The organism is Tatumella sp. JGM118 (genome assembly GCF_018257515.1).
Classification (GTDB): domain Bacteria; phylum Pseudomonadota; class Gammaproteobacteria; order Enterobacterales; family Enterobacteriaceae; genus Tatumella; species Tatumella terrea.
Genome location: NZ_JAERJR010000001.1, coordinates 420,637 through 443,660, shown reverse-complemented (window position 1 = coordinate 443,660; position 23,024 = coordinate 420,637). Strand labels below are relative to the sequence as shown.

General features: G+C 55.4%; 21 protein-coding genes. 7 read left to right on the top strand and 14 right to left on the bottom strand.

Annotation, left to right across the window (positions count from 1 at the left end; all coding sequences use genetic code 11):
- Positions 1 to 70 precede the first annotated feature (70 nt).
- The 3 genes from lpxM to znuA form a co-directional block, all read right to left on the bottom strand.
- Entirely contained in the window at positions 71 to 1,033 is a 963-nt protein-coding gene (lpxM, locus tag JK223_RS02040; protein ID WP_212712541.1) for a lauroyl-Kdo(2)-lipid IV(A) myristoyltransferase, read from the bottom strand.
- A gap of 119 nt (positions 1,034 to 1,152) precedes the next feature.
- Positions 1,153 to 2,487 carry a murein DD-endopeptidase MepM gene (gene mepM / locus JK223_RS02035; protein ID WP_212712540.1) on the bottom strand — a complete coding sequence of 445 codons (1,335 nt, stop codon included), beginning with the start codon at positions 2,485 to 2,487 and terminating at the stop codon, positions 1,153 to 1,155.
- 15 nt (positions 2,488 to 2,502) lie between these two features.
- Positions 2,503 to 3,471, bottom strand: a complete 969-nt coding sequence (znuA, locus tag JK223_RS02030; RefSeq protein ID WP_212712539.1) for a zinc ABC transporter substrate-binding protein ZnuA — start codon at positions 3,469 to 3,471, stop codon at positions 2,503 to 2,505.
- A gap of 77 nt (positions 3,472 to 3,548) precedes the next feature.
- Here znuA and znuC point away from each other — a divergent pair, with 77 nt between their 5' ends.
- Both znuC and znuB read left to right on the top strand, forming a co-directional pair.
- The gene (gene znuC / locus JK223_RS02025) at positions 3,549 to 4,301 is read left to right on the top strand and encodes a zinc ABC transporter ATP-binding protein ZnuC (RefSeq protein WP_212712538.1); all 753 of its coding nucleotides are present in this window, start codon (positions 3,549 to 3,551) and stop codon (positions 4,299 to 4,301) included.
- Positions 4,301 to 5,086: a zinc ABC transporter permease subunit ZnuB gene (gene znuB / locus JK223_RS02020; RefSeq protein WP_212712537.1), complete on the top strand. Its 786-nt coding sequence runs from the start codon at positions 4,301 to 4,303 to the stop codon at positions 5,084 to 5,086. Before znuC ends, znuB begins: the two co-directional genes overlap by 1 nt.
- Before the next feature lie 28 nt (positions 5,087 to 5,114).
- Here the strand turns inward: znuB and ruvB are convergent, their stop codons facing one another.
- From ruvB to aspS, 6 genes are all read right to left on the bottom strand, one after another.
- The gene (gene ruvB, locus JK223_RS02015; protein ID WP_212712536.1) at positions 5,115 to 6,122 is read right to left on the bottom strand and encodes a Holliday junction branch migration DNA helicase RuvB; all 1,008 of its coding nucleotides are present in this window, start codon (positions 6,120 to 6,122) and stop codon (positions 5,115 to 5,117) included.
- Between the two features lie 8 nt (positions 6,123 to 6,130).
- Complete coding sequence (ruvA, locus tag JK223_RS02010; protein ID WP_212712535.1) at positions 6,131 to 6,748, bottom strand: Holliday junction branch migration protein RuvA; 618 nt, start codon at positions 6,746 to 6,748, stop codon at positions 6,131 to 6,133.
- A 93-nt stretch (positions 6,749 to 6,841) separates the two neighbouring features.
- Positions 6,842 to 7,363, bottom strand: a complete 522-nt coding sequence (gene ruvC, locus JK223_RS02005) for a crossover junction endodeoxyribonuclease RuvC (RefSeq protein WP_212712534.1) — start codon at positions 7,361 to 7,363, stop codon at positions 6,842 to 6,844.
- A gap of 33 nt (positions 7,364 to 7,396) precedes the next feature.
- A complete protein-coding gene (locus JK223_RS02000) occupies positions 7,397 to 8,140 on the bottom strand; it encodes a YebC/PmpR family DNA-binding transcriptional regulator (protein ID WP_212712533.1) in 744 nt (247 codons plus the stop codon).
- Between the two features lie 78 nt (positions 8,141 to 8,218).
- A complete protein-coding gene (nudB, locus tag JK223_RS01995) occupies positions 8,219 to 8,665 on the bottom strand; it encodes a dihydroneopterin triphosphate diphosphatase (RefSeq protein ID WP_212712532.1) in 447 nt (148 codons plus the stop codon).
- Complete coding sequence (aspS, locus tag JK223_RS01990; RefSeq protein WP_212712531.1) at positions 8,665 to 10,455, bottom strand: aspartate--tRNA ligase; 1,791 nt, start codon at positions 10,453 to 10,455, stop codon at positions 8,665 to 8,667. Before aspS ends, nudB begins: the two co-directional genes overlap by 1 nt.
- 239 nt (positions 10,456 to 10,694) lie before the next feature.
- Between aspS and JK223_RS01985 the strand changes: the two genes are divergently transcribed.
- The 3 genes from JK223_RS01985 (at position 10,695) to cmoB (ending at position 13,360) form a co-directional block, all read left to right on the top strand.
- A complete protein-coding gene (locus JK223_RS01985; protein ID WP_212712530.1) occupies positions 10,695 to 11,516 on the top strand; it encodes a DUF72 domain-containing protein in 822 nt (273 codons plus the stop codon).
- Between the two features lie 150 nt (positions 11,517 to 11,666).
- Complete coding sequence (gene cmoA, locus JK223_RS01980) at positions 11,667 to 12,395, top strand: carboxy-S-adenosyl-L-methionine synthase CmoA (RefSeq protein ID WP_212712529.1); 729 nt, start codon at positions 11,667 to 11,669, stop codon at positions 12,393 to 12,395.
- A complete protein-coding gene (gene cmoB / locus JK223_RS01975; RefSeq protein WP_212712528.1) occupies positions 12,392 to 13,360 on the top strand; it encodes a tRNA 5-methoxyuridine(34)/uridine 5-oxyacetic acid(34) synthase CmoB in 969 nt (322 codons plus the stop codon). The genes cmoA and cmoB overlap by 4 nt, the downstream gene beginning before the upstream one ends.
- Before the next feature lie 1,144 nt (positions 13,361 to 14,504).
- Here the strand turns inward: cmoB and cutC are convergent.
- On the bottom strand, positions 14,505 to 15,245 hold the full coding sequence (gene cutC / locus JK223_RS01970; protein ID WP_212712527.1) for a copper homeostasis protein CutC: 741 nt from the start codon (positions 15,243 to 15,245) through the stop codon (positions 14,505 to 14,507).
- A 94-nt stretch (positions 15,246 to 15,339) separates the two neighbouring features.
- Between cutC and JK223_RS01965 the strand changes: the two genes are divergently transcribed.
- Positions 15,340 to 16,488 carry a MalY/PatB family protein gene (locus JK223_RS01965; RefSeq protein WP_212712526.1) on the top strand — a complete coding sequence of 383 codons (1,149 nt, stop codon included), beginning with the start codon at positions 15,340 to 15,342 and terminating at the stop codon, positions 16,486 to 16,488.
- Between the two features lies 1 nt (position 16,489).
- On the opposite strand, the gene JK223_RS01960 is transcribed toward JK223_RS01965, so the two are convergent.
- Entirely contained in the window at positions 16,490 to 17,059 is a 570-nt protein-coding gene (locus JK223_RS01960; protein ID WP_212712525.1) for a VOC family protein, read from the bottom strand.
- Positions 17,060 to 17,329: 270 nt separating this feature from the next.
- Here JK223_RS01960 and argS point away from each other — a divergent pair, with 270 nt between their 5' ends.
- Positions 17,330 to 19,060, top strand: coding sequence for an arginine--tRNA ligase (gene argS / locus JK223_RS01955; protein WP_212712524.1), 1,731 nt, complete (start codon positions 17,330 to 17,332; stop codon positions 19,058 to 19,060).
- On the opposite strand, the gene JK223_RS01950 is transcribed toward argS, so the two are convergent.
- From JK223_RS01950 to flhB, 3 genes are read right to left on the bottom strand one after another with little or no spacing between them, the layout of a single operon-like run.
- Positions 19,038 to 19,517 carry a flagellar protein FlhE gene (locus tag JK223_RS01950; protein WP_212712523.1) on the bottom strand — a complete coding sequence of 160 codons (480 nt, stop codon included), beginning with the start codon at positions 19,515 to 19,517 and terminating at the stop codon, positions 19,038 to 19,040. The genes argS and JK223_RS01950 overlap by 23 nt on opposite strands.
- Positions 19,518 to 19,520: 3 nt before the next feature.
- Positions 19,521 to 21,599 (bottom strand): flagellar biosynthesis protein FlhA, encoded by a 2,079-nt coding sequence (gene flhA, locus JK223_RS01945; protein ID WP_212712522.1) that lies wholly within the window; start codon positions 21,597 to 21,599, stop codon positions 19,521 to 19,523.
- Entirely contained in the window at positions 21,592 to 22,731 is a 1,140-nt protein-coding gene (gene flhB / locus JK223_RS01940) for a flagellar biosynthesis protein FlhB (protein WP_212712521.1), read from the bottom strand. Before flhB ends, flhA begins: the two co-directional genes overlap by 8 nt.
- Positions 22,732 to 23,024 lie beyond the last annotated feature (293 nt).

The window sequence follows — 23,024 nt, the reverse complement described above, 5'->3', positions numbered from 1 at the left end:
GCTACCGTGCTCCACGCAACGTTAAGCGTTCGGGAGCACGGACCCTGCAGAGACTCAGGTTCAGGCCGGGTTATAAATCCTTGCGGACATAAGGTTCAATGTCCCCTTCCCGCCGCGTTTTCAGCAGCTTCAGTATCCAGGTATATTGTTCCGGATTCGGACGAACAAAAACTTCAACCTCTTCATTCATCCGGCGCGCCAGCGTTTTATCATCGGCGTCCATCAGGTCATCCATCGGCGGGCGGACATAAATATCCAGCTGATGTGTCTTGCCGTTGTAAACCGGAAATAACGGGACGACCCGGGCGCGACAGACCTTCATCAGCCGCCCGATAGCCGGCAGGGTCGCTTTGTAGGTCGCAAAGAAGTCCACAAACTCACTGTGTTCTGCGCCATGATCCTGGTCGGGAAGATAATACCCCCAGTATCCCTGACGGACTGAACTGATAAAGGGTTTAATTCCGTCATTGCGGGCATGCATCCGGCCGCCATACACCCTGCGCAGACGGTTCCAGACATAATCCATTAACTCATTTTTCTGGTTATGGAACATAGCGGCCATTTTTTGGCCTTCAGAGGCCAGCAGCATCGCCGGAATATCAACACCCCAGCCATGCGGTACCAGAAAAATGACATTCTGCTGTTCATCCTTCATCTGCCGGATAATGTCATCGCCATGCCATACGACGCGTTTGCGGATCGCTACCGGGTTTTTGATTGCCAGTTCGGCCATCATGACCATCGCCTGGGGGGCGGTGGTAAACATCTGGTCGATGATCTGCTCACGCTCCTGTTCAGGGAGCTCCGGCAGACAGTAATGCAGATTAATACGCGCCCTGCGCCGGGCACTCTTCGCCACCCGACCAACCCATTTGCCCAATGTCCCCAGCACAGGGTCACGCACGGTCACCGGCAATAATGCCATCGTGCCTAATGCGGCTATCGCCAGCCAGTTACCCCAGTAGACGGGTTTCAGAAATGCCGGTCTGAAAACCGGAATAAATTCTTTCGCGTTTTTCTTATCATTCTTCATGCACTGACCTCTGTTTTGACCGGCTTATGATAGTGCTGAAGGGATTATTTGCAATATTCATCTGCACAAATGCAAAAAGCCGGGTAAAAAATACACCGGCTTTTCAGTGAGTCACGGGATCAGTTCAGGGTAAGGCGCGACTGCCAGTCATTCACCTGTGCCAGATACGCTTTACGGGATTTACCGCTGAGACCTTCCATTTCCGGTAAACGCGCGGTCAGCGGATTGACCGCCTGGTTATTGATCCAGACCTCAAAATGCAGGTGCGGGCCGGTCGAACGTCCCGTATTACCCGAAAGCGCGATACGATCTCCGCGCTTTATCTTCTGGCCTGGTTTTACCAGCAGACGACTAAGATGCATGTAACGGGTCATATACTGCCTGCCATGACGCAAGGCAATATAGTTGCCGGCCGCGCCGCCATTCTTAGCCACCATGACTTCACCGTCACCGACGGCCAGCACCGGTGTACCTATCGGCAGGGCAAAATCCACTCCCCGGTGCGGAGCAATACGACCGGTGACCGGGTTCAGCCGGCGCGGGTTAAATCCGGATGAAACCCGATACTGTTTCACCGTCGGAAACCGCATAAAGCCCCGTGCCAGGCCCGACCCGCTCCGGTCATAATATTTACCGTCGTCGGCCCGGAACGCATAGTAATCCTTACCGCCGGAACGCAAACGTACGCCGAGTAACTGGCTCTGCATCGATTTTCCGTCGAGGTTTTCCCGTGATAACAGAATGCTGAACTTATCGCCGGCACGCAGTTTGCGGAAGTCCATCTGCCACTGCAGCGCCTTCACGACGGCACTGGCTTCGGCAGGGCTCAGCCCTGCTTTCTGCACACTGGCCCCGAAACTCCCCTTTACCGCGCCCTGCAGGACCGTATCCTGCCAGACACCCTTCTGGACAGACGGGGTCATAGTAAAGCCACTTCGGGCATCCCGTTCATAATTACGGGTTTCCCGGCGGGAAATTTCCCAACTCAGCGACTGTAACTGCCCCTCGGTATTCAGTGACCAGCTCAGGTTTTGGCCGACGTTCAGATTACGCAGATCCTTATCGCTGGCCACCAATGCATTGATATCCTGCAGATCGATGCCATACTGATTAAGTACGCTACTGAGGGTATCACCGGATGACACGGTATAGTCCCGGGTCGTCGGGACATCATTGTCCTCCGGCGTATCCGGCGGAACATCGTCTTCCGGAGCCGGTGTACTTTGATCTATGGGCTCACTGGCCTCCGGTAACATGGTGCGTAAGCGATCGGTATCGCTTTCAATATTCCTGACAATCGTTCCTGTGACATCAGTGGGTTCCTGATGATGATAAAACGGTGGCCGCCAGACGGCGACGGCCAGAGTCACCACGGTCAGCGACCCCAGAATAACACGATGGGGACGCGGCAAATTATTAAATGCCAGGGCGACAGAGCGGGCAATCTGTTGCACTTATCTGATTTCCTTCTATGCTCCTTTCAGGCAGCTCTCATACTGGCCGGACAATTGGGACAGGAACCTGACGTAACTATCCTGTGTCAGACTGATGCCCATACCCAGAGGATCCAGCGTGCCTTTGCGGACATGAGTACCTCTGGCTACCGCATCAATGACGGCTGGCCTGAATTGTGGCTCAGCAAAAACGCATACCGCTTTCTGCTCAACCAGCTGTGTTCTTATCTGATGTAATCGCTGGGCTCCGGGCTGTATTTCCGGATTCACGGTAAAGTGGCCCAGCGGTGACAGGCCAAAGGTGTGTTCAAAATAGCCATAGGCATCATGAAACACAAAATAACCTTCCTGCGAAACCGGCGACAGGCGCTGACGGATTTGTTTATCGGTCAGCGACAGTTGTTGCCTGAATAATTTCAGGTTCGCATCCAGTTTGTCTCTGCGATCCGGCATAAGTTCCGATAATTTATCGTGAATAGCAACCGCCGACGCTTCAGCTATCTGCGGAGACAGCCAGATATGCATATTATATTCACCATGATGGTGATGACTATCAGAGTTCTCCCGGCCTGCTTCTTCGCCGTCATGGTCATGATGTTCATGTTCATGCCCGTGATCTTCGTCATCATCCCCTTTCATCAGCTGGCTCTGCACAGACGGTAACGCCGCCAGTTGCAGGGTATTTTCCGCCGGGAGAGAAGCAGACACCGGGGTGATAAAGCTTTCCATTTCAGGCCCCACCCAGACCAGTAAGTCTGCGTTTTTTATACGTTTTACGTCAGAAGGCCGCAGTGAATATTCATGCTCAGAGGCGCCGTCCGGCAGGACCACTTCTACCGGTGTCACCCCGTCCGCGATGGCTGCAGCAATAAAGCCCAGCGGGCGGATGGAGGTCACTACCGCACTGTTCGCCATAGCCGGTAAAAATGAGCCAATTCCGGCCGCCAGCAGAGCCGGTAAATATCGCCGCTTAAAATGTAACATTTTAATTCAATCCTTCGTAGAACCGTAAGAAAGTGTGATATTATAACATAATGTTTCTGTTGCAAACTGTAAATACTATGTCTGCCTTAGTCGCACTGGATAATATCTCTGTTTCTTTCGGACAGCGTAATGTGCTCAGCCACATTTCCTTGTCCCTCGCGCCCGGACGTATTCTGACCCTGTTAGGCCCTAACGGCGCGGGTAAATCGACACTGGTTCGTATTGTGCTCGGGTTACTTACGCCGGATGAAGGCAGGATAACCCGAAGTCCCGGGTTACGTATCGGCTACGTACCACAGAAGCTTCATATCGACCCGACATTGCCGCTGAATGTCACCCGTTTTATGGCGCTATCCCCGGGCGTGAGTAAATCCGAAATACTGCCCGCCCTGGAACGGGTTCAGGCCGGTCATCTGGCCCGTTATCCTTTACAGAAGCTTTCAGGCGGCGAAATGCAGCGGGTGCTGTTGGCCCGTGCCCTGCTGGGTAATCCGCAGTTACTGGTGCTGGATGAGCCCACTCAGGGCGTGGATGTGAATGGTCAGGTCGCACTCTATGATTTGATCAATCAGTTGCGCCAGCAGATGAACTGCGGCGTGCTGATGGTTTCTCACGATCTCCATCTGGTGATGGCCAGAACCGATGACGTCCTGTGCCTGAATCACCATATCTGCTGTTCCGGGAAACCGGAGGTCGTTTCACAGCATCCTGAATTTATAGCGATGTTTGGCCCGCGTGGCGCACAGGAACTGGCCATCTACCGGCATGACCATAATCACCGTCATGACCTTCACGGCAGGATCGTACTGAAAAAAGGGAACAATCACTGATGCTGGAATTACTGCTTCCGGGCTGGGCAGGTGGCATGCTGCTGGCACTGGCCGCCGGCCCGCTCGGCTCGTTCGTCGTCTGGCGCAGGATGTCCTATTTCGGGGACACGCTTGCCCACGCCTCATTACTGGGCGTCGCGTTTGGTTTACTGCTGAATATTAATCCGTACTACGCGATTATTGCCATTACCCTGTTACTGGCTCTGCTGCTGGTGCTGCTGGAACACCGGCAGCATCTGGCGATCGATACCCTGCTGGGGATTATGGCGCACAGCTCACTCTCGCTGGGTCTGGTGGTTGTCAGTCTGATGTCGAATATCCGCGTGGATCTGATGGCCTATCTGTTCGGTGACTTACTGTCGGTCACCCCGCAGGATCTCTGGCTTATCGGTACCGGCGTGGCGGTTGTGGTGGGGATCCTGCTCTGGCAATGGCGCTCACTGCTGTCGATGACTATCAGCCCGGAACTGGCTCAGGCAGACGGGATTAATTTACAACGTTGCCGTTTGTTGCTGATGCTGGTCACCGCACTGACTATCGGGGTGGCCATGAAGTTTGTCGGCGCGTTGATTATTACCTCATTGCTGATCATACCGGCCGCGACCGCACGCCGCTTTGCCCGCTCCCCGGAACAGATGGCAGGTTATGCCGTACTGTGCGGAATGCTGGCGGTTACCGGCGGAATGGCATTTTCAGCGGGTTATGATACACCGGCAGGCCCTTCGGTCGTGCTGTGTGCCGCCGCCCTGTTTGTGCTGAGTATGATGAAAAAAACGGCCAGCTAGTGCTGGCCTGCGGGCGCGTCGCCGGTGATCAGGTTTCATCCCGGACGATATTAAAATGGCGATAGGCATGTTGTGTCGCCATTCTTCCCCGGGGGGTACGCTGAATAAAACCCTGCTGGATCAGGTAGGGTTCAATCACATCTTCGATGGTTTCCCGTTCTTCACCAATCGCTGCCGCCAGGTTATCCAGTCCGACCGGACCGCCGGTAAATTTATCGATGATCGCCAGCAGTAACTTCCGGTCCATAAAATCAAACCCTTCGCTGTCAACATCCAGCATATCCAGTGCACTGCCGGTGATAACACCGCTCATCTCACCGCTGGCTTTCACTTCGGCATAATCCCGTACCCGGCGTAAAAGCCGGTTAGCAATACGCGGGGTACCCCGCGCCCGGCGGGCAATTTCCAGTGCGCCTTCACTGCTCAGTGGCAGCCCCAGACAGGCCGCACTGCGACCGACGATATGCTGCAGATCACTGACCTGGTAAAACTCCAGACGCTGAACGATCCCAAAACGGTCACGTAACGGCGACGTCAGAGAACCAGCCCGCGTCGTCGCACCAATCAGGGTAAACGGCGGCAGGTCGATCTTGATAGAACGTGCTGCCGGGCCTTCACCGATCATAATATCCAGCTGATAATCTTCCATTGCCGGATACAGTACCTCTTCCACCACCGGCGACAGCCGATGGATCTCATCGATAAACAGCACATCATGAGGTTCCAGGTTAGTCAGCATCGCCGCCAGGTCACCGGCTTTTTCGAGCACCGGTCCGGAGGTGGTCCGCAAATTCACGCCCATCTCATTGGCAACAATATTGGCCAGAGTGGTTTTCCCGAGCCCGGGAGGCCCGAAAATCAGCAGGTGATCCAGTGCATCATTACGCATTTTGGCAGCCTGGATAAAAATTTCCATCTGCTCACGGACCTGCGGCTGCCCGACATACTCTCCGAGTAATTTAGGCCGGATAGCACGATCCAGACTCTCTTCTTCGGTCTGAGGTGTCGCAGAGATCAGTCGGTCAGCGTCAATCATAACGATCCTTATATCGCAGCACGTAATGCTTCACGGATTAATGTTTCGCAGTCAGCGCCCGGCTGACCCACCTTACTGATCATACGGCTGGCTTCCTGAGGTTTATAGCCCAGCGCCACCAGCGCCGCCACCGCTTCTGATTCCGCATCATTATTACCTGCAGGGGCCGATGAAGGTGCCGATAACTCAAAGGGGGTTTCCCCGGAGAACAGATCGCCGTGCAGACCTTTGAAACGATCTTTCATTTCGACCACCAGACGTTCCGCCGTTTTCTTGCCGACGCCCGGTAGCTTGACCAGCGCACCGATTTCCTGATGCTCTACCGCCTGAACAAACTGTTGTGCCGACATCCCGGAAAGGATAGCCAGCGCCAGTTTCGGTCCGACGCCGTTCACTTTGATCAGTTCCCGGAACAGGGTCCTCTCCTGCTTGCTGTTAAAGCCGAACAGCAGCTGTGCATCTTCACGTACCACAAAGTGGGTAAAGATGGCAGCTTCCTGATGCAGTTCCGGCAATTCATAAAAACAGGTCATTGGCATATGGACTTCATAGCCGACACCATTGGCTTCAATCAGAACCAGCGGCGGTTGTTTTTCCAGAATGAGACCCCGTAGACGACCAATCACTGTGCATATCCTTCTGTTATCTTCACTGAACAGGGTTATAACATAAAAAAGGCTGGATGAATATCCAGCCTTAATCACTGACGTGCGACAGACTCAGCGTAACCGTCCCCTCGCCATCAGCAGAGGATTCTCACTGACCCGCAGGCTGTTCTGACTGATATGGCAATGGGTAATGGCTATCGCCAGGGCATCGGCGGCATCCGCTTGCGGATTCGCAGGCAGTTTCAGCAGGTTACGGACCATATGCTGCACCTGCGATTTTTCCGCTGCCCCTGTGCCGGTGACAGTTTGTTTCACCTGCCTGGCCGCGTACTCAAAGACCGGCAGCGCCAGATTGACCGCCGCTACGATGGCGGCACCGCGGGCCTGTCCCAGTTTAAGTGCCGAATCTGCATTCTTCGCCATAAACACCTGCTCAATGGCGAAGTAATCCGGGGAGAATTGCGTGATAATTTCGCTGACTCCCGCATAGATAAGCCGCAGTCTTTCCGGCAACTCAGGGGTATTGGTCCGGATACAGCCACTGCCAAGATACGTGAGTTGTCTGCCCGTCTGGCGGATAACACCATACCCGGTGATCCTTGACCCCGGATCGATACCCAGAATTATCGCCATACATACTCTCGCTCGGTCAACGCCTCAGACCGGTTACAGCGTCGCCGCAACCTCATCAGAAATTTCACCGTTATGGTAAACTTCCTGTACATCATCACAATCTTCCAGCATATCCACCAGACGCAGCAGTTTTGGTGCCGTTTCGGCATCCATTTCCGCTTTGGTCGACGGGATCATGGTGACTTCAGCGCTGTCTGCCGTCAGACCGGTCGCGTCCAGTGCATCACGGACTTTCCCCAGTTCTTCCCAGGCAGTGAAGACATCGATAGCGCCATCATCGTAGCTGACAACATCCTCGGCACCGGCTTCGAGTGCCGCTTCCATTACGGTATCTTCATCCTGGCCCGGCGCATAAGAGATCACCCCTTTCCGGCTGAACAGATAAGCAACAGAGCCGTCGGTTCCCAGGTTACCGCCGGTTTTAGTGAAGGCATGACGCACTTCAGATACCGTACGGTTGCGGTTATCACTCAGACATTCCACCATGATCGCACTGCCGCCCGGACCATAGCCTTCATAAACGATGGTTTCCATGTTGGCATTGTCTTCGCCACCGGCACCCCTGGCAATCGCACGATCCATAGTGTCACGGGTCATGTTATTAGATAATGCTTTATCCATCGCCGCACGCAGACGCGGGTTGGAGGAAGCATCCGCGCCCCCCAGTTTGGCTGCAGTCACCAGCTCACGGATAATTTTGGTGAAAATTTTACCCCGTTTAGCATCCTGAGCCGCTTTACGGTGTTTGGTGTTAGCCCATTTACTATGTCCAGCCATATTAATTCTCTCACTATCTCGTTATTAGATAATCGGGTACAGCGCGCTCTGCAGAACCACAGGGACTTTATCCCGGCATCATGGCGGATCCATCAGGAATCTTTCGATAGCCTCACGGTTACTCCAGGATTTTGTCAGCACCGCCGCCTGTTCCGCAGGTAACCACTGACAGGATAAATGTTCGGTCAATGTCACCGGTAAGCCGGTAGGTAACGGTAACAAAAACCAATGCTCCTGATTATGAGTCACCCCGGGGGCATAACGGTGCCGGTAGTGGGGGAAGATCTCAAAAGTAATCTCCTGCCGGCAATCCACCAGCGGAAACCCTTCGGCATCGATATCGAGGCCTGTCTCTTCCCGTACTTCACGGCGGGCCGCCTGCGCAGGGCTCTCCCCTGGCTCCAGGCTGCCGGTGACCGACTGCCAGAAGCCGGCGTCATCCCGGCGCTGTAACATCAGCACCCTGCCGGTATCCTGCGCATAAATGACGACCAATACCGAGACCGGGTGCTTATAATTTGTCATCAGTGACCGGCCGGTTCCGCGGGTTTTTTCTCTTTTTTCACTACCTGCAATGCCAGCTCTTCCAGAGCCTCCGGATTTGCTTCGCCCGGTGCATCGGTCAGCAGACAGGCAGCAGCCGTGGTTTTCGGGAAGGCAATAACATCACGGATGTTATCTGTTCCGGTCAGTAGCATGGCCAGACGATCCAGACCGAAGGCCAGACCGGCATGCGGTGGTGCACCATATTTCAGCGCATCCAGCAGGAAGCCAAATTTCTCCTGCTGCTGTGCTTCATCGATGCCCAGCAACGTAAACACAGCCTGCTGCATGCTGCCATCGTGGATACGGACCGAACCGCCCCCGACTTCATAGCCGTTGATGACCATGTCATAAGCATTCGCGATCGCTTCTGCTGGCGCAGCCATCAGCGCCTGTGGCGACAGATCACGCGGTGCGGTGAACGGATGGTGCATGGCCGCCAGGTGCCCTTCACCATCATCCTCGAACATCGGGAAGTCAACCACCCACAGCGGCGCCCAACGGGAAGTTTCGGTGATCTCCAGATCACGGCCGGTTTTCAGACGCAGCGCACCCATGGCGTCGGCTACCACACCGGCTTTGTCTGCGCCGAAGAAGATCAAATCGCCATCGGTCGCTCCGGTACGTTGCAGGATAGCTTCGAGGATCTCTGCACTCAGGAACTTCGCCACCGGGCTCTGAATACCTTCCGGCAGCGCATCACGCTGGTTCACCTTCATCCAGGCCAGGCCTTTCGCACCGTAGTTACCGACAAATTTCGTGTATTCATCAATCTGTTTACGGGTCAGCTGAGCACCGCCTGGCACACGCAATGCCGCCACACGGCCTTTGGTATCATTGGCCGGTCCGGCAAAGACAGCAAATTCAACGTCTTTCAGCAGGTCAGCCACATCTGTCAGTTCCATCGGGTTACGTAAATCCGGCTTATCAGAACCGTAACGGCGCATGGCTTCTGCGTAAGTCATCTGCGGGAAATTGCCCAGATCGACGTTGAGAATTTCCTGCCACAGTTCACGGATCATACGCTCCATGATTTCACGAACCTGAGGCGCCGTCATAAACGAGGTTTCCACGTCTATCTGAGTGAACTCAGGCTGACGGTCCGCACGCAGGTCTTCATCACGGAAGCATTTCACTATCTGGTAATAACGGTCGAAGCCGGAGATCATCAGCAATTGTTTAAACAGCTGAGGAGACTGCGGCAGCGCGTAGAACTCACCTTTATGAACACGGCTCGGCACCAGATAGTCACGTGCGCCTTCCGGTGTGGCTTTGGTCAGCATCGGAGTTTCAATGTCGAGAAACGCATTATCGTCCATAAAGCGACGTACGAAGCTGCTGATACGGGCACGGGTCTTGAAACGTTGAGCCATTTCAGGACGACGCAGGTCCAGGTAGCGATATTTCAGACGGGCTTCTTCAGAATTGACGTGGTTTGAGTCCAGCGGCAGAGGTTCAGAACGGTTGATAATGGTCAGGCCGGTAGCCAGCACTTCCACTTCACCGGTCGCCATTTCGCTGTTTTTATTACGCTCATCACGGGCACGAACCACACCTTCCAGCGAGATGCAGAACTCGTTACGCAGTTCTGACGCCAGAGAAAAAGCCTGTGCATAGTCAGGGTCGAAGAAGACCTGAACGATACCTTCACGATCGCGCATATCGATAAAAATCAGGCTTCCCAGGTCACGGCGGCGGTTTACCCAGCCGCAAAGAGTGACTTTCTGTCCTACATGGGACAGGTTGAGCTGTCCGCAATATTCTGTACGCATTACGCTATCCTTTTTGACCTTGCCGCAGCGGTCTGAAAATGTGTCCGGAGTGTGTGCCGGCAAATCAGCCGGCTACAAAATGGGGCGTATTATACTGGAAAATCTGCCCGAGGATAAGTAGAGGCGCGTGAAAGCGGTTGATTCCTCGCCATTCGGTCGCAGCCCGTTTCGCTGCCGGCAGGATCCGGGCTATTCTTGCGCGATATTTTATCTGGTCAGTCACCGAAGAAGGATGCCCCGTGAGTCTGCGCATCGGATTACCTCAATGGCAACACCCGAACTGGAAACGGGCGGGCCTGCATACTTTGGAAGAGTATGCCCGGCATTTTAACTGTGTGGAAGGGAATACCACGCTTTATGCTCTGCCGGAGGCAGAAACCGTCCTGCGCTGGAAAGCCATGACGGGAGAGGACTTCCGCTTTTGCTTTAAGTTTCCGGCCTCCGTCAGTCACCACGCACAATTACGTCACTGTGACGATTTGCTCAGTGAGTTTTTACGTCGCATGGATCCGCTCAGCGAGCGTATTGCTCAATACTGGTTACAGTTACCGGCGAGCTTCGCTCCTGCTCAGTTACCGGATTTATGGCAGTTTCTGTCTGCCCTGCCCGGGGCGTTCAGCTACGGGGTGGAAGTCCGTCATCCGGAGTTCTTTGCCCGGGGAGAGGCCGAACGGGTGCTGAACCGGGGACTGGCCGATCGCGGTGTCAATCGGGTGATCCTCGACAGCCGGGCGGTACATGCGTCACCCTCGCAAACCGCAGCCGCACGGGATGCCAAAGCCAAAAAGCCGAAAGTCCCGGTTCATGCCGTACGGACCGCCGACGCCCCGATGATCCGCTTTATCGGCAGTGATGATGTCAATGATTCCGCCGCTCTGTTTTCTGACTGGTCCGCGCGGTTACAGGAGTGGCAGGCAGCCCACTCGCCGCTGCTGTTTATCCATACCCCGGAGATGGGTGACGTTTTTCCGCTACTGCACCGTTTATGGCCGCAGATCCAGCCATACAGCGACGGGTTACCGCCCCTGCCCGAATGGCCGGACCAGGCGACCCTGTTCTGAGACGTGCCCGCTACAGCCCGTGATAAAAGCGCTGTTTTTATACGCTGCAGCCTGAATTGACGCTGAGATGCGTGAAAAGTCACGCAGGTGGGTGCAGGCTGCGCCAGTTTCTGCGAGAATAGTCGTTTTCTGGACCTTGCGGATAGTGTGATGTCTGACCGTGATACCCTTTTTTCAGCACCTATTGAACGATTAGGTGACTGGACTTTTGATGAACGGGTTGCCGAAGTCTTCCCGGATATGATCCAGCGCTCAGTGCCCGGATACTCAAATATTATTTCCATGATTGGGATGCTGGCAGAACGTTTTGTCCGCCCGGATAGCCGTGTCTATGACCTTGGCTGTTCGCTGGGGGCCGCCACCCTCTCCGTCCGCCGTAACATTCACCATCCCGGGTGTGAAATTATCGCCGTGGATAACTCCCCCGCCATGGTGGAGCGCTGTCGTCGTCATATCGATGCTTTCAGGGCAGAGACACCGGTACAGGTGATTGAGGACGATATTCGTTCTGTCGATATCAGTAATGCGTCGCTGGTGGTTCTGAATTTCACTCTGCAGTTTCTTGACCCCGCAGAGCGTCTGCAACTACTGGAAAAAATCTACCGGGGTCTGAATCCCGGCGGTGCGCTGGTGTTATCAGAAAAATTCAGTTTTGATGATCAGAAGACCGGTGAGCTGTTGTTCGATATGCACCATGACTTTAAACGTGCCAACGGTTACAGCGAACTGGAAATCAGTCAGAAACGCAGCATGCTGGAAAATGTCATGCTGACAGACAGCGTCACGACACATAAATCACGGCTGGCACAGGCCGGATTCCGTCATGCGGAACTGTGGTTTCAGTGTTTTAATTTTGGTTCACTTGTGGCTTTAAAATGATTGATTTTGGACGTTTTTATCAGCAAATCGCCACGGGGCCTCTGGCACCCTGGCTGGAAGTGCTGCCGGCTCAACTGAGCCAGTGGCAGCGTGAAAGTTTACATGGTCATTTCCGTCACTGGAAAAAAACCATTGACCACTTACCGTTGCTGACACCACAACGCCTGGATCTGGTCAACGGCGTCACGGCGGACCGCGATGACCTGACACCACGTCAGCGCCAGGGGATCGAGACGTTACTGCGCCAGCTGATGCCCTGGCGCAAAGGTCCTTTCGCGTTGTACGGCACCGATATTGATACGGAGTGGCGTTCAGACTGGAAATGGGATCGGGTACTGCCGCATATTTCCCCGCTGGAAGGACGGACGATTCTGGATGTCGGTTGCGGCAGCGGTTATCACATGTGGCGGATGCTGGGCGCCGGCGCTTCGATGGTGGTCGGTATCGACCCGATGCAGCTGTTTTTATGCCAGTTTGAGGCGGTGCGTAAACTGCTGGGTGATGACCCGCGTGCGCATCTGTTACCGGTGGGTATCGAGCAGTTGCCTGAACTGAATGCCTTCGATACCGTGTTCTCGATGGGCGTACTTTACCACCGCCGATCTCCGCTGGAGCACCTGTGGCAACTGAAGAGCCAGTTGGTCAGCGGTGGCGAACTGGTGCTGGAGACGCTGGTCATCGAAGGTGATGAAAACGCGGTCCTGGTACCGGGTGAGCGATATGCACAGATGCGAAACGTCTATTTTCTGCCCTCCGCCGTGGCGCTGAAGCACTGGCTGGAGAAATGTGGTTTTGTGGATGTGCGGATTGCCGACCATGTGCTGACCTCGACCGATGAGCAGCGCCGGACCGGGTGGATGACCAGCGATTCACTGGCAGAGTTTCTTGACCCTGAAAACCCGCAACTGACCGTTGAGGGATATCCTGCGCCGTTACGTGCAGTGCTGATTGCCCGTAAACCCTGATACTGTTAACGGAGCCCGTCTGGCGGCTCCGGACGGGTTGCCGGTGAGGTGACCCGTCGTTCGTCAGGCTGTTACCCGGGCAGTTTCCGGACGTATCGGTACAAACCCCGGTCGAACTTTCGTGGCCCGCGCTCACCCTCCCGTCTCTCGGCAATCACGGTGCCTCCATTCTTTGTGCGTGACACCGGCCAATAAAGTGACAACGTCACTACCACCCCGACCTCTTCTCACTCTGTCGTCACAATATCCGCCTTGCAGCGTTATTCCGCCCATACTGCGGGGAGAGGCCTGCCGGATGACAGCCATCCCCTTTAATGCTATCACCCGCGGGATACACCACAGCAGAGCGTGAGACGATAAGACAGCAAGACAGCAAGACCGTAAGACTGTAAGACTGTAAGACTGTAAGACTGTAAGACTGTAAGACTGTAAGACTGTAAGACTGTAAGACAGCAAATCTGCTCTGCCAGAACCCTGTCAACGGTAAATATTTCCGGACGAAAATCAACCACGCACGTCAATGGCCCGCATGGCATACCCGCGTCTGCCCCGGAAGAGAGTCAGGGAGTCAGGGAATCAGGGAATCAGGGAATCAGGGAATCAGGGAATCAGGGAGTCAGGGAGTCAGCACTGCTGTACACTGTCAACGGCGAACACCTCCGGACGCCCCTTAATCACTACCGTGAATACTTTGCACGGCATCTCTGCGTGAGTGCCAGAGTGCCAGAGTGCCAGAGTGCCGGAGTGTCGGAGTGTCGGAGTGTCAGAATGTCAGAATGTCAGAATGTCAGAATGTCAGAATGTCAGAATGTCAGAATGTCAGAATGTCAGAATGTCAGGCAGTGAACCGGCTCTGCTGCAGTCGGTCAACCGAAAAACGCCCCCGGACAACAGCCAGCCATACCGTGAGTGCTTTACACAGACCCGTTGCACCTGTGCGGCCAATCCGTTGGTTCTGTATGATGATAAGTGACGCTGTCACTAATAATACTGAGGAATATTCCGCCTGCCCGCGCTTTTACCACCGTCGGCAGAACGGTCAGACTGTCTTTGCTGATAGCCTGTCGCCAGCAGATCAGTGAAGGATTACATTCAGGTAAACCGCCATCGCCGGCAACCCGCCGCTCGATGGCCGGAGACAGCTTTACTGCAGCATACTCTTCATCGCCGACACCATCTCTTCATCAACGACATAGCGGGTAAATTCATCGGCCGGCCCGAGGGCACTCATGCTGACCCCCGCTTTACGATAATGCATCGGTGAACTGACCGGTTTCCCGGCTGAACTGTGAACTTCGGTCAGTCCGGCATCCACAAACCGTTGCAGGTTACTGAGCCTGACGCCGGCACCGGCCATAATCACCGGTCCGCCCATGGCCTGACTCCGCTGGTTCAGCGCGGTTAACAGCACCAGCCCGTTTTCGGCACACTCCTGCTGCCCGGAGGTCAGTATCCGGTCCACACCCAGCCCGGACAACTCTTCCAGTGCGCGGTAAGGGTTATGACAGAGGTCAAAAGCCCGGTGGAACGTGACCGAAATCCCGTCGCAAAGAGTCATTACCTCTTCCATCCGTTGCAGGTCGATATGCGCGCCGGCATCGAGCAGACCGATCACCAACCCCGGGAACCCCATTTCACGCACCAGTGCGATATCTGCTTTCATCACGCGGAACTCCGTTTCGCTGTAACAAAAATCGCCCCCCCGCGGGCGGATGATAGGGTGTACCGGGAGGGTCACCTGAGAAATGACCGTCTGCAGAAGGCCATAGGAGGGCGTGAGGCCCCCCTCCGGCGGGGCTGCACATAACTCGATACGATCAGCGCCAGCCTGCTCAGCATTCAGGGCACACTCCGCACCGTAGCAACAGATTTCCAGCGTAGCCATGACATTCTCCTTATAAAAGTTCGGGCTGATTGTTACAGTGTGATATTGATGCGAGGAATAACGTTTAGCCGTCCTGTAAACGGGAGGAGTAATAATGACATTCAATTTCAGGGAAAGGATCGACCGGGTTCACAGTGATAGCGTTAAATGGGCGAAATATGCCGGAAAAGATATTCTCCCCCTGTGGATCGCCGACAGTGATTACCGGACCGCTCCCTGCGTCATTGAAGCCTTACAACAACGGGTCGAGCACGGTATTTTCGGCTACCCGGTCGCGCCGGAAAAAGTGGCTGAGGCCTGTATGGCCTGGCTTGCCCGGCATCACCAGTGGCAGGTGCCGCGGGAATGGCTGGTCGTGCTGCCGGGGACACAATGCGCGATTGAGATAATTTTGCGCTATCTGAGTCGTCCCGATCAGGCGTCAATCACAACCTCCCTGCACTACCCGCCTTTTAGTCAGTTCGCACACCGCCTTCAGCGACGGCAATCTCTGATGCCGGTCAGGCAATCGGGTCAGCACTGGCAGATGCCGGTCTCTGTTCCGGAAACAGAGATGCGGGGTGACGAAAAATGGCTGTTCCTCTGTAATCCGCACAATCCCGGCGGCTATGTGTATGAGCGGGAAGAATTACTGCAGCTGCAAGCGTTTGCCCGCCGCCATGATCTGCTGGTGTGCAGCGATGAAGTTCATGCTGACCTGGTACTGACCGCGGGTAAAAAACATCAGCCGTTTGCTGCGCTGAATGAAGATGCCGCACAACGGACCATTACCCTGTTCTCGCCGGCAAAAACCTTTAATATTGCCGGGCTGGGGCTCTCGGTCGCCATCATCGCTGACCCGCATTTACGTGGCCGCTTTTTACAGGCTACAGAGGGCCTGTTAGCGCCGCCGGCAATCACGGGAATGATTGCCGCCGAAGCCGCCTGGGAGCACGGCGATGACTGGTTACAGGCTCAGCAGGAGTTTCTGCGTATTAACCGTGACCAGCTGGCCGATGCGGTCGGGAAAATCCCTGGCATTAACATGATCACCCCGCAGGCCACCAGCCTGGCCTGGATTGATGCGCGTGGTCTGGCGGTGGACTCTCCGGCACTCTGGTTCGAACAGCACGGGTTGGGGTTTAGCGCCGGTGGCCCCTTCGGTGACCCGCAATGCGTTCGGATGAACTATGCCTGCCACCCGCAAACCCTGGCACAGGCTATCGGGCGGCTTGCCCTCGCGGCACAGGCGGCAATCGGCTGAATTAGTTCGCCTGCTCGCTGGCGACGATGGCTTCCAGCGTATGCGGATGGAATTTGAGGGTGGTTTTACCATCCGTCACCGCCAGGGTGGGATTAGGCAGCACATCCTGATCCCCTGCCGGGCGACTGGTTTTAAACGAAATCCCCGGGGCGGTCAGCCCGTGATCGGCAATCAGAGCCATCGCCCGTTGCCCCAGAGTCTCAGGATCGCCCGGCAGGACCACCTCAATATGTTCCCACCCTTCATGCGGGTAACGTTTATTGCCGGGCCAGGGTAATTCCACCACCCGAATCTGCCAGCCCAGTAAACTGATCGGTTGGTGCAGGCGGAACAGACAAATCGGCCGCTGATTAATTTCAGCCTGTGAAAACATCTCCCCCAGTTGTGAGAATCCCGCAGCCCAGCGTTCTGCGGTCGTGTTCTGATGGCAACGCACAGAAATATGATCTGGCTTTAATATTGCCAGGGATAATCCCAGTCGCTCCGCAAGCGTGGTCAGGTCACTGGAAAAACGGGTTAAATCGGCTGCCAGGTCCGGCAGGCATTGGGAAAAAGTTGGCTTGTCAGTCATCGTCGTTTATCAGAATAGGATCCGGGGCGCTATTTTTGCGGCTTACCCGCCGTATGTAAAGCCACCGGATAAAAATCGTGTCGTCCCGGCGACAGGCCGGTACAACGCGGCGCGGCAGGAAGACACCATCAGACTACTGACGTCACCCGCGGTTTCACGTATACTGCCGCACTAAATTTCGATTAACACCCTTTGCGCTTTTTTGCATGCGTGCGCCTGCCAGTCTTTTGCTGTCGGGTCAGGGGTTTAACAGCTTATGAAGGTAATTCGGTGAATATTCAGGCTCTTCTTTCAGAAAAAGTCAGTCAGGCAATGATCGCAGCAGGAGCTCCTGCTGACTGTGAACCGCAGGTACGTCAGTCTGCCAAACCACAGTTCGGTGATTATCAGGCCAACGGTATTATGGCTATTGCTAAAAAACTGGGTCAGGCACCGCGACAATTCGCAGAGCAGGTTCTCAGCCATCTGGATCTGAAAGGTATCGCCGGAAAAACTGAAATCGCCGGTCCGGGCTTTATTAATATTTTCCTGGAGCCTGCCTTCCTGGCAGAACAGGCTGAGCTGGCACTCAGCCACGATAAACTGAATATTTCTCCGGTAGCCACACAACGTATCGTTGTCGACTATTCTGCGCCGAATGTCGCCAAAGAGATGCATGTCGGTCATTTACGTTCCACCATTATCGGCGATGCTTCCGTACGGACGCTGGAGTTTCTCGGCCATGACGTGGTCCGTGCCAACCATATCGGTGACTGGGGAACTCAGTTCGGTATGCTGATCGCCTTCCTGGAAAAGAAACAACAGGAACAGGACACAGAAATCGCCCTCGCCGACCTGGAAGCATTTTATCGTGAAGCCAAGCAGCTTTACGACCAGGATGAGGCCTTTGCCGAACGTGCCCGCGGTTATGTCGTTAAACTGCAGGGTGGCGACGAATACTGTGCGCAGATGTGGAAAAAGCTGGTGGATATCACCATGGCTCAGAACCAGCACAACTATGACCGTCTTAACGTCAGCCTGACCCGTGACAATGTGATGGGTGAAAGCCTGTATAACCCGATGCTGCCGGGAATTGTTGCTGACCTGGAAGCAAAAGGTCTGGCCGTGGAAAGTGAAGGTGCCGTGGTTGTTTTCCTTGATGAGTATAAAAATAAGGAAGGCGAACCGATGGGAGTGATCATCCGTAAAAAGGATGGCGGCTACCTGTACACCACCACGGATATTGCCTGTGCCAAATACCGTTATGAAACGCTGAAAGCGGACCGCGTGCTTTACTATATCGACTCCCGTCAGCATCAGCACCTTATGCAGGCATGGACCATTGTCCGCAAAGCCGGGTATGTACCGGAAAATATCCCGCTTGAACACCATATGTTCGGGATGATGCTGGGCAAAGACGGGCGTCCGTTTAAAACACGTGCCGGCGGTACCATTAAACTGGCTGACCTGCTGGATGAAGCGCACGATCGCGCACTGACGCTGGTCAGAAGCAAAAACCCGGAAATGGGCGAAGATGAACTGCAGAATCTGGCGGAAGTCATCGGGATCGGTGCGGTAAAATATGCTGACCTGTCGAAAAACCGTACCACGGATTACATTTTCGACTGGGATAATATGCTGGCCTTTGAAGGCAATACGGCCCCTTACCTGCTGTATGCCTATACCCGGGTGCTGTCCGTGTTCCGTAAAGCCGGTGCCGATGTGCAGACCGTGGAAGGTGATATTCTCCTGACCGAAACCCGCGAAGCTGCGCTGGCGACCCGCCTGTTGCAGTTCGAAGAAACTCTGTTGCAGGTTGCCCGTGAAGGGACTCCGCATGTGATGTGTTCTTACCTGTATGACCTGGCTGGCCTGTTCTCCGGGTTCTATGAGCATTGTCCGATCCTGGCCGCCGCCGACGAGAAAACCCGTCAGAGCCGCCTGAAACTGGCAAGCCTGACCGCGAAGACCCTGAAGTGCGGTCTGGAGACTCTGGGCATCAGAACGGTTGACCGGATGTAACTGCCGTCGTCGCCCCGGCCTTTACCGGGGCTGACTGCTGACCGGCAGCCGATAGCTGCCGGTAACTGATCGTCACCCCCGCACTGATCACCCGCAATTGCGGACGGATAGCCTCACCACTGAGGACCCGAAAGCTGAACCGGAAGGTTCCCGATACCGGAGCATCGGTAAAATACCCCGTATTTCCCCGTCCACTGTCCAGTGCGATACATACCGTCCCCCTGCATAACTGCGCCTGAAACCCCGCGGGGATCGGGCCATTTAACCGGTAAAACCAGCGGGTCTGTTGTATTCGGCCCTCCGGTGGGCCCCTGAAAACCAGCGGCTGTGACGTGGCCCATTGTCCGCGCACACTTAATGCCGGCCCGGCCAGTGTCTTGCTGAGTGTGATATCGGCCGCCAGCGCTGGCGCAACGGCCAGTAACCCCGCCGACAGCCACCTGCTGAGCCGGCTCATCCGTTAGTCCCCCAGTGATGCGGTCTGACGGATAGGTCGCCGGGCGTTCAGTTCCGCGACCGACAGCACGACCAGTTGCGGATAGCTCCGGCGCAGATAGCGGGATAACATCGCCCGTAGCGGATGCTGAACCACCAGTACCGGAGTCACCCCCAGCGTTTCCTGGTGTTCGATCGCTATCGCCGCGCGGCTGTCAAGTTGTCCGGCCAGCCCCGGCTCCAGAATCCCGCCATTCTGTTCGATTTGCAGCAGTAAAGTTTCCATGTTCGGGCCCAGCCCGATGATCTGCATTTCATCCTGGCCCGGAAACCAGTGCTGGGTTATCGCCCGTCCCAGGGCAATACGCACCACGGCCGTCAGTTGTTCAGCATCGGTGGTCAATGGGGCATGTTCTGCCAGGGTTTCCAGAATGGTACGCATATCGCGTATTGAGACCTGCTCCTGCAGCAGATTCTGCAATACCTTGTGCAGCAGAGTCAGCGGGAACACCCCGGGTACCAGGCCCTCGGTCAGTAATGGCATTTCACGGCTGACTCTGTCCAGCAGTTGCTGGGTTTCCTGACGTCCCAGCAGTTCGCTGGCATACTGACCAATCAGATGATTCAGATGGGTCGCCACCACCGTACTGGCTTCGACGACGGTATAGCCCAGGGTCTGCGCCTGTTCGCGTAATGTCCCGTCTATCCATCGGGCTTCCAGACCGAACGCCGGATCCCGGGTGAGCTCTCCCGGCAGTTCTCCGGTCGCACCGCCAGGATTAATTGCCAGCCAGCGTCCCGGCCAGACATCGCCGCGGCCGATCTCCACACCTTTCATCAGAATACGGTAAGCCGGGGCTGCCAGGGTCATATTGTCGCGGATATGCACCGCCGGCGGCAGAAACCCTGTCGAGGCGGCAAATTTTTTACGAATGCCGCGGATACGGCCAGGCAAATCCCCCTGCTGAAGCTCATCCACCAGCGGGATCAGCCGGTAACCGACCTCCATGGCCAGTGGGTCTTCCGGAATGACATCCTGCCAGGTGACCTCCGGTGCCGGCGGCAGGGCAGCCTCTGTCTGCCCTGACGAACCCGGGGTACTGAGGCCGGCTTCTTTTCCTTTCAGCCACCAGGCAAGGAACAGCAATATCCCTGTAAAAAGTAAAAATACCAGGTTGGGCATACCAGGCACGATCCCCAGCAGGCCCAGCACTGCGGCACTCAGCAGCATCACCCGCGGATGGGTAAATAGCTGAGTCACCATCTGCTCGCCGACATTGCTGTCGGTGCTGACCCGGGTCACGATCACCCCTGCCGCCGTCGAGATAACCAGCGCCGGTATCTGGGCGACCAGACCGTCTCCGATGGTCAGCAGTGTGTAACTGGTCGCTGCCTGGCCGATATCCAGCCCGTGCTGGACGACGCCAACCAACAAACCGCCAATGATGTTAATGACCATAATCAGTATGCCGGCAATCGCATCTCCCCGCACAAACTTACTGGCTCCGTCCATCGAGCCATAAAAATCAGCTTCCTGAGTTACCTCGCTGCGGCGGGTTTTAGCTTCATCTTCGCCGATCAGTCCGGCATTGAGATCGGCATCGATCGCCATCTGCTTGCCGGGCATCCCATCCAGGACAAAACGCGCTCCGACTTCCGCGATACGTCCGGCTCCCTTGGTGATCACCATAAAGTTAATCACCACCAGGATCACGAACACCACGATACCGATAGCAAAGTTACCGCCGACCAGGAAATGGCCAAATGCCTCGACGACCCGGCCGGCCGCGGCCGCCCCTGTATGTCCCTGCAGCAGAATAATACGGGTGGAGGCGATATTCAGGGCCAGCCGAAGCAGGGTCGCAAACAGCAGTACGGTAGGAAAAGCCGCAAATTCGAGGGTTTTACGGGTAAACATCGCCACCAGTAACACCATAATCGACAGCGCAATATTAAAGGTAAACAGCATATCCAGCAGAAACGGGGGTAACGGCAGCACCATCATGGCTAAAATCATCAGGATCAGCACCGGGCCTGCCAGAATCTGCCACTCAACCTCTTTCCAGTGAGCAGGAAGGCGCAGCTTTTTAGCCAGATTATCCATGGGGTTCTGTGACTCCTTTTATATCCATCTCTTCGGGGACCGGAACATGATGCGGGGTAGCCGGCTTTTCTCCGCCATCGGTTTTCCAGCGACGGACTTGCCAGACCCAGGCGAGCACTTCAGCCACCGCACCATACAGCGCGCCAGGAATAAATTCCCCGGGTTCCGTATGACGGTAAAGGGCCCGGGCCAGTGGCGGGGCTTCAAGGGTGGGGATCCGGTGCTCACTGGCGATATCGCGGATCCGCGCGGCAACCTTATCCGCACCTTTGGCAACCACCTTCGGGGCCTGCATTTTGCCTTCCTGGTATTGTAATGCGACAGCAAACCGGGTCGGGTTGGTCACGACAACATCGGCTAAGGGCACAGCAGCCATCATTCGTTGCCTGGCAGCCGCACGCATCTGTTGCCGGATACGGCCCTTGACCTGGGGATTACCTTCCTGCTGCTTATACTCATCACGAATATCCTGACGTGACATACGGAGCTTTTTAAAATAACTATAGAATTGCCAGAAAACATCAAACACCACCATCGGGATCATCCCCAGCACGACCCACAGTGCACAGGGCAACAGCAACTGTAACCCCCGCGGGATGGCACTACTCAGCGGCAAACGGATTAGCAGCAGATAATCCTGCAGGTGCTGATACAGATATTCCCCCGTGATCACCATCGCGATAATCACTTTCAGTAAGGCTTTACTTAACTCAGCAAAAATTTGCCCGCTGAAGAGCCGCTTAATCCCACTGACGGGGTTCATGCGGCCCGGCTTTAAAGTCAGAGACGAGGCACTCAGCGAAAATCCGCCAATGAGCATCGGGGTACAAAGCGCCACCAGCATTGTCCCCAGCAGTACCGGAAGTACGGCAAACACCACCTGCCATATCAGTACAACATTCAGTTGCCCGGGTTCACCCGCAGCTAACCCTGCCCCCAGAAACCCGCGCATGGCCCGGGTTAAGGCATCCGCCAGTGCGCTGATATTACTGCTCAGCAGCAAAAAACCGGCCAGTAGCATCAGTAATGATGTCAGCTCCCTTGATCGCGGGATATCCCCTTCTTCACGGGCTTTTTCTATCCTGTGGGCGCTGGGCGCTTCTGTCTTATCTTCCTGGTTTTCGTCGGCCACGGTATTATCGGTTCCGTCACTAAAAGACCAGCATGCCAGAGAACAGGCCCGGTTATCGGTCCTTCAGTCAGCAAAGCCTGGGGTTATTTCCGGGATAAGCCCGTACGGCGCACAAGCGAAGAACACTGAATAGCCACACCCTGTAAAAGCTTTCCGGTTACCCGCGCCATTCTGTGAATGGCGCGGGTAATGCCGCGGCGGGGATCCATCAGAGGAACCCCGGCAGGTTGCGGCGGGATCGTCGTGTGGAAACCCTCCGGGCTCTGGCCCGGAAGCACAACCGCGCACGTGAC

Bases quoted from the DNA above. Each gene is read 5' to 3' on its own strand.
- lpxM (WP_212712541.1), bottom strand. From the start codon at position 1,033: ATGAAGAATGATAAGAAAAACGCGAAAGAATTTATTCCGGTTTTCAGA.
- znuC (WP_212712538.1), top strand. From the start codon at position 3,549: ATGTCTGCCTTAGTCGCACTGGATAATATCTCTGTTTCTTTCGGACAG.
- cmoB (WP_212712528.1), top strand. From the start codon at position 12,392: ATGATTGATTTTGGACGTTTTTATCAGCAAATCGCCACGGGGCCTCTG.
- JK223_RS02000 (WP_212712533.1), bottom strand. From the start codon at position 8,140: ATGGCTGGACATAGTAAATGGGCTAACACCAAACACCGTAAAGCGGCT.
- ruvB (WP_212712536.1), bottom strand. From the start codon at position 6,122: ATGATTGACGCTGACCGACTGATCTCTGCGACACCTCAGACCGAAGAA.
- ruvC (WP_212712534.1), bottom strand. From the start codon at position 7,363: ATGGCGATAATTCTGGGTATCGATCCGGGGTCAAGGATCACCGGGTAT.
- cutC (WP_212712527.1), bottom strand. From the start codon at position 15,245: ATGGCTACGCTGGAAATCTGTTGCTACGGTGCGGAGTGTGCCCTGAAT.
- znuB (WP_212712537.1), top strand. From the start codon at position 4,301: ATGCTGGAATTACTGCTTCCGGGCTGGGCAGGTGGCATGCTGCTGGCA.
- cmoA (WP_212712529.1), top strand. From the start codon at position 11,667: ATGTCTGACCGTGATACCCTTTTTTCAGCACCTATTGAACGATTAGGT.
- JK223_RS01960 (WP_212712525.1), bottom strand. From the start codon at position 17,059: ATGACTGACAAGCCAACTTTTTCCCAATGCCTGCCGGACCTGGCAGCC.
- JK223_RS01965 (WP_212712526.1), top strand. From the start codon at position 15,340: ATGACATTCAATTTCAGGGAAAGGATCGACCGGGTTCACAGTGATAGC.
- JK223_RS01950 (WP_212712523.1), bottom strand. From the start codon at position 19,517: ATGAGCCGGCTCAGCAGGTGGCTGTCGGCGGGGTTACTGGCCGTTGCG.
- znuA (WP_212712539.1), bottom strand. From the start codon at position 3,471: ATGTTACATTTTAAGCGGCGATATTTACCGGCTCTGCTGGCGGCCGGA.
- nudB (WP_212712532.1), bottom strand. From the start codon at position 8,665: ATGACAAATTATAAGCACCCGGTCTCGGTATTGGTCGTCATTTATGCG.
- flhA (WP_212712522.1), bottom strand. From the start codon at position 21,599: ATGGATAATCTGGCTAAAAAGCTGCGCCTTCCTGCTCACTGGAAAGAG.
- aspS (WP_212712531.1), bottom strand. From the start codon at position 10,455: ATGCGTACAGAATATTGCGGACAGCTCAACCTGTCCCATGTAGGACAG.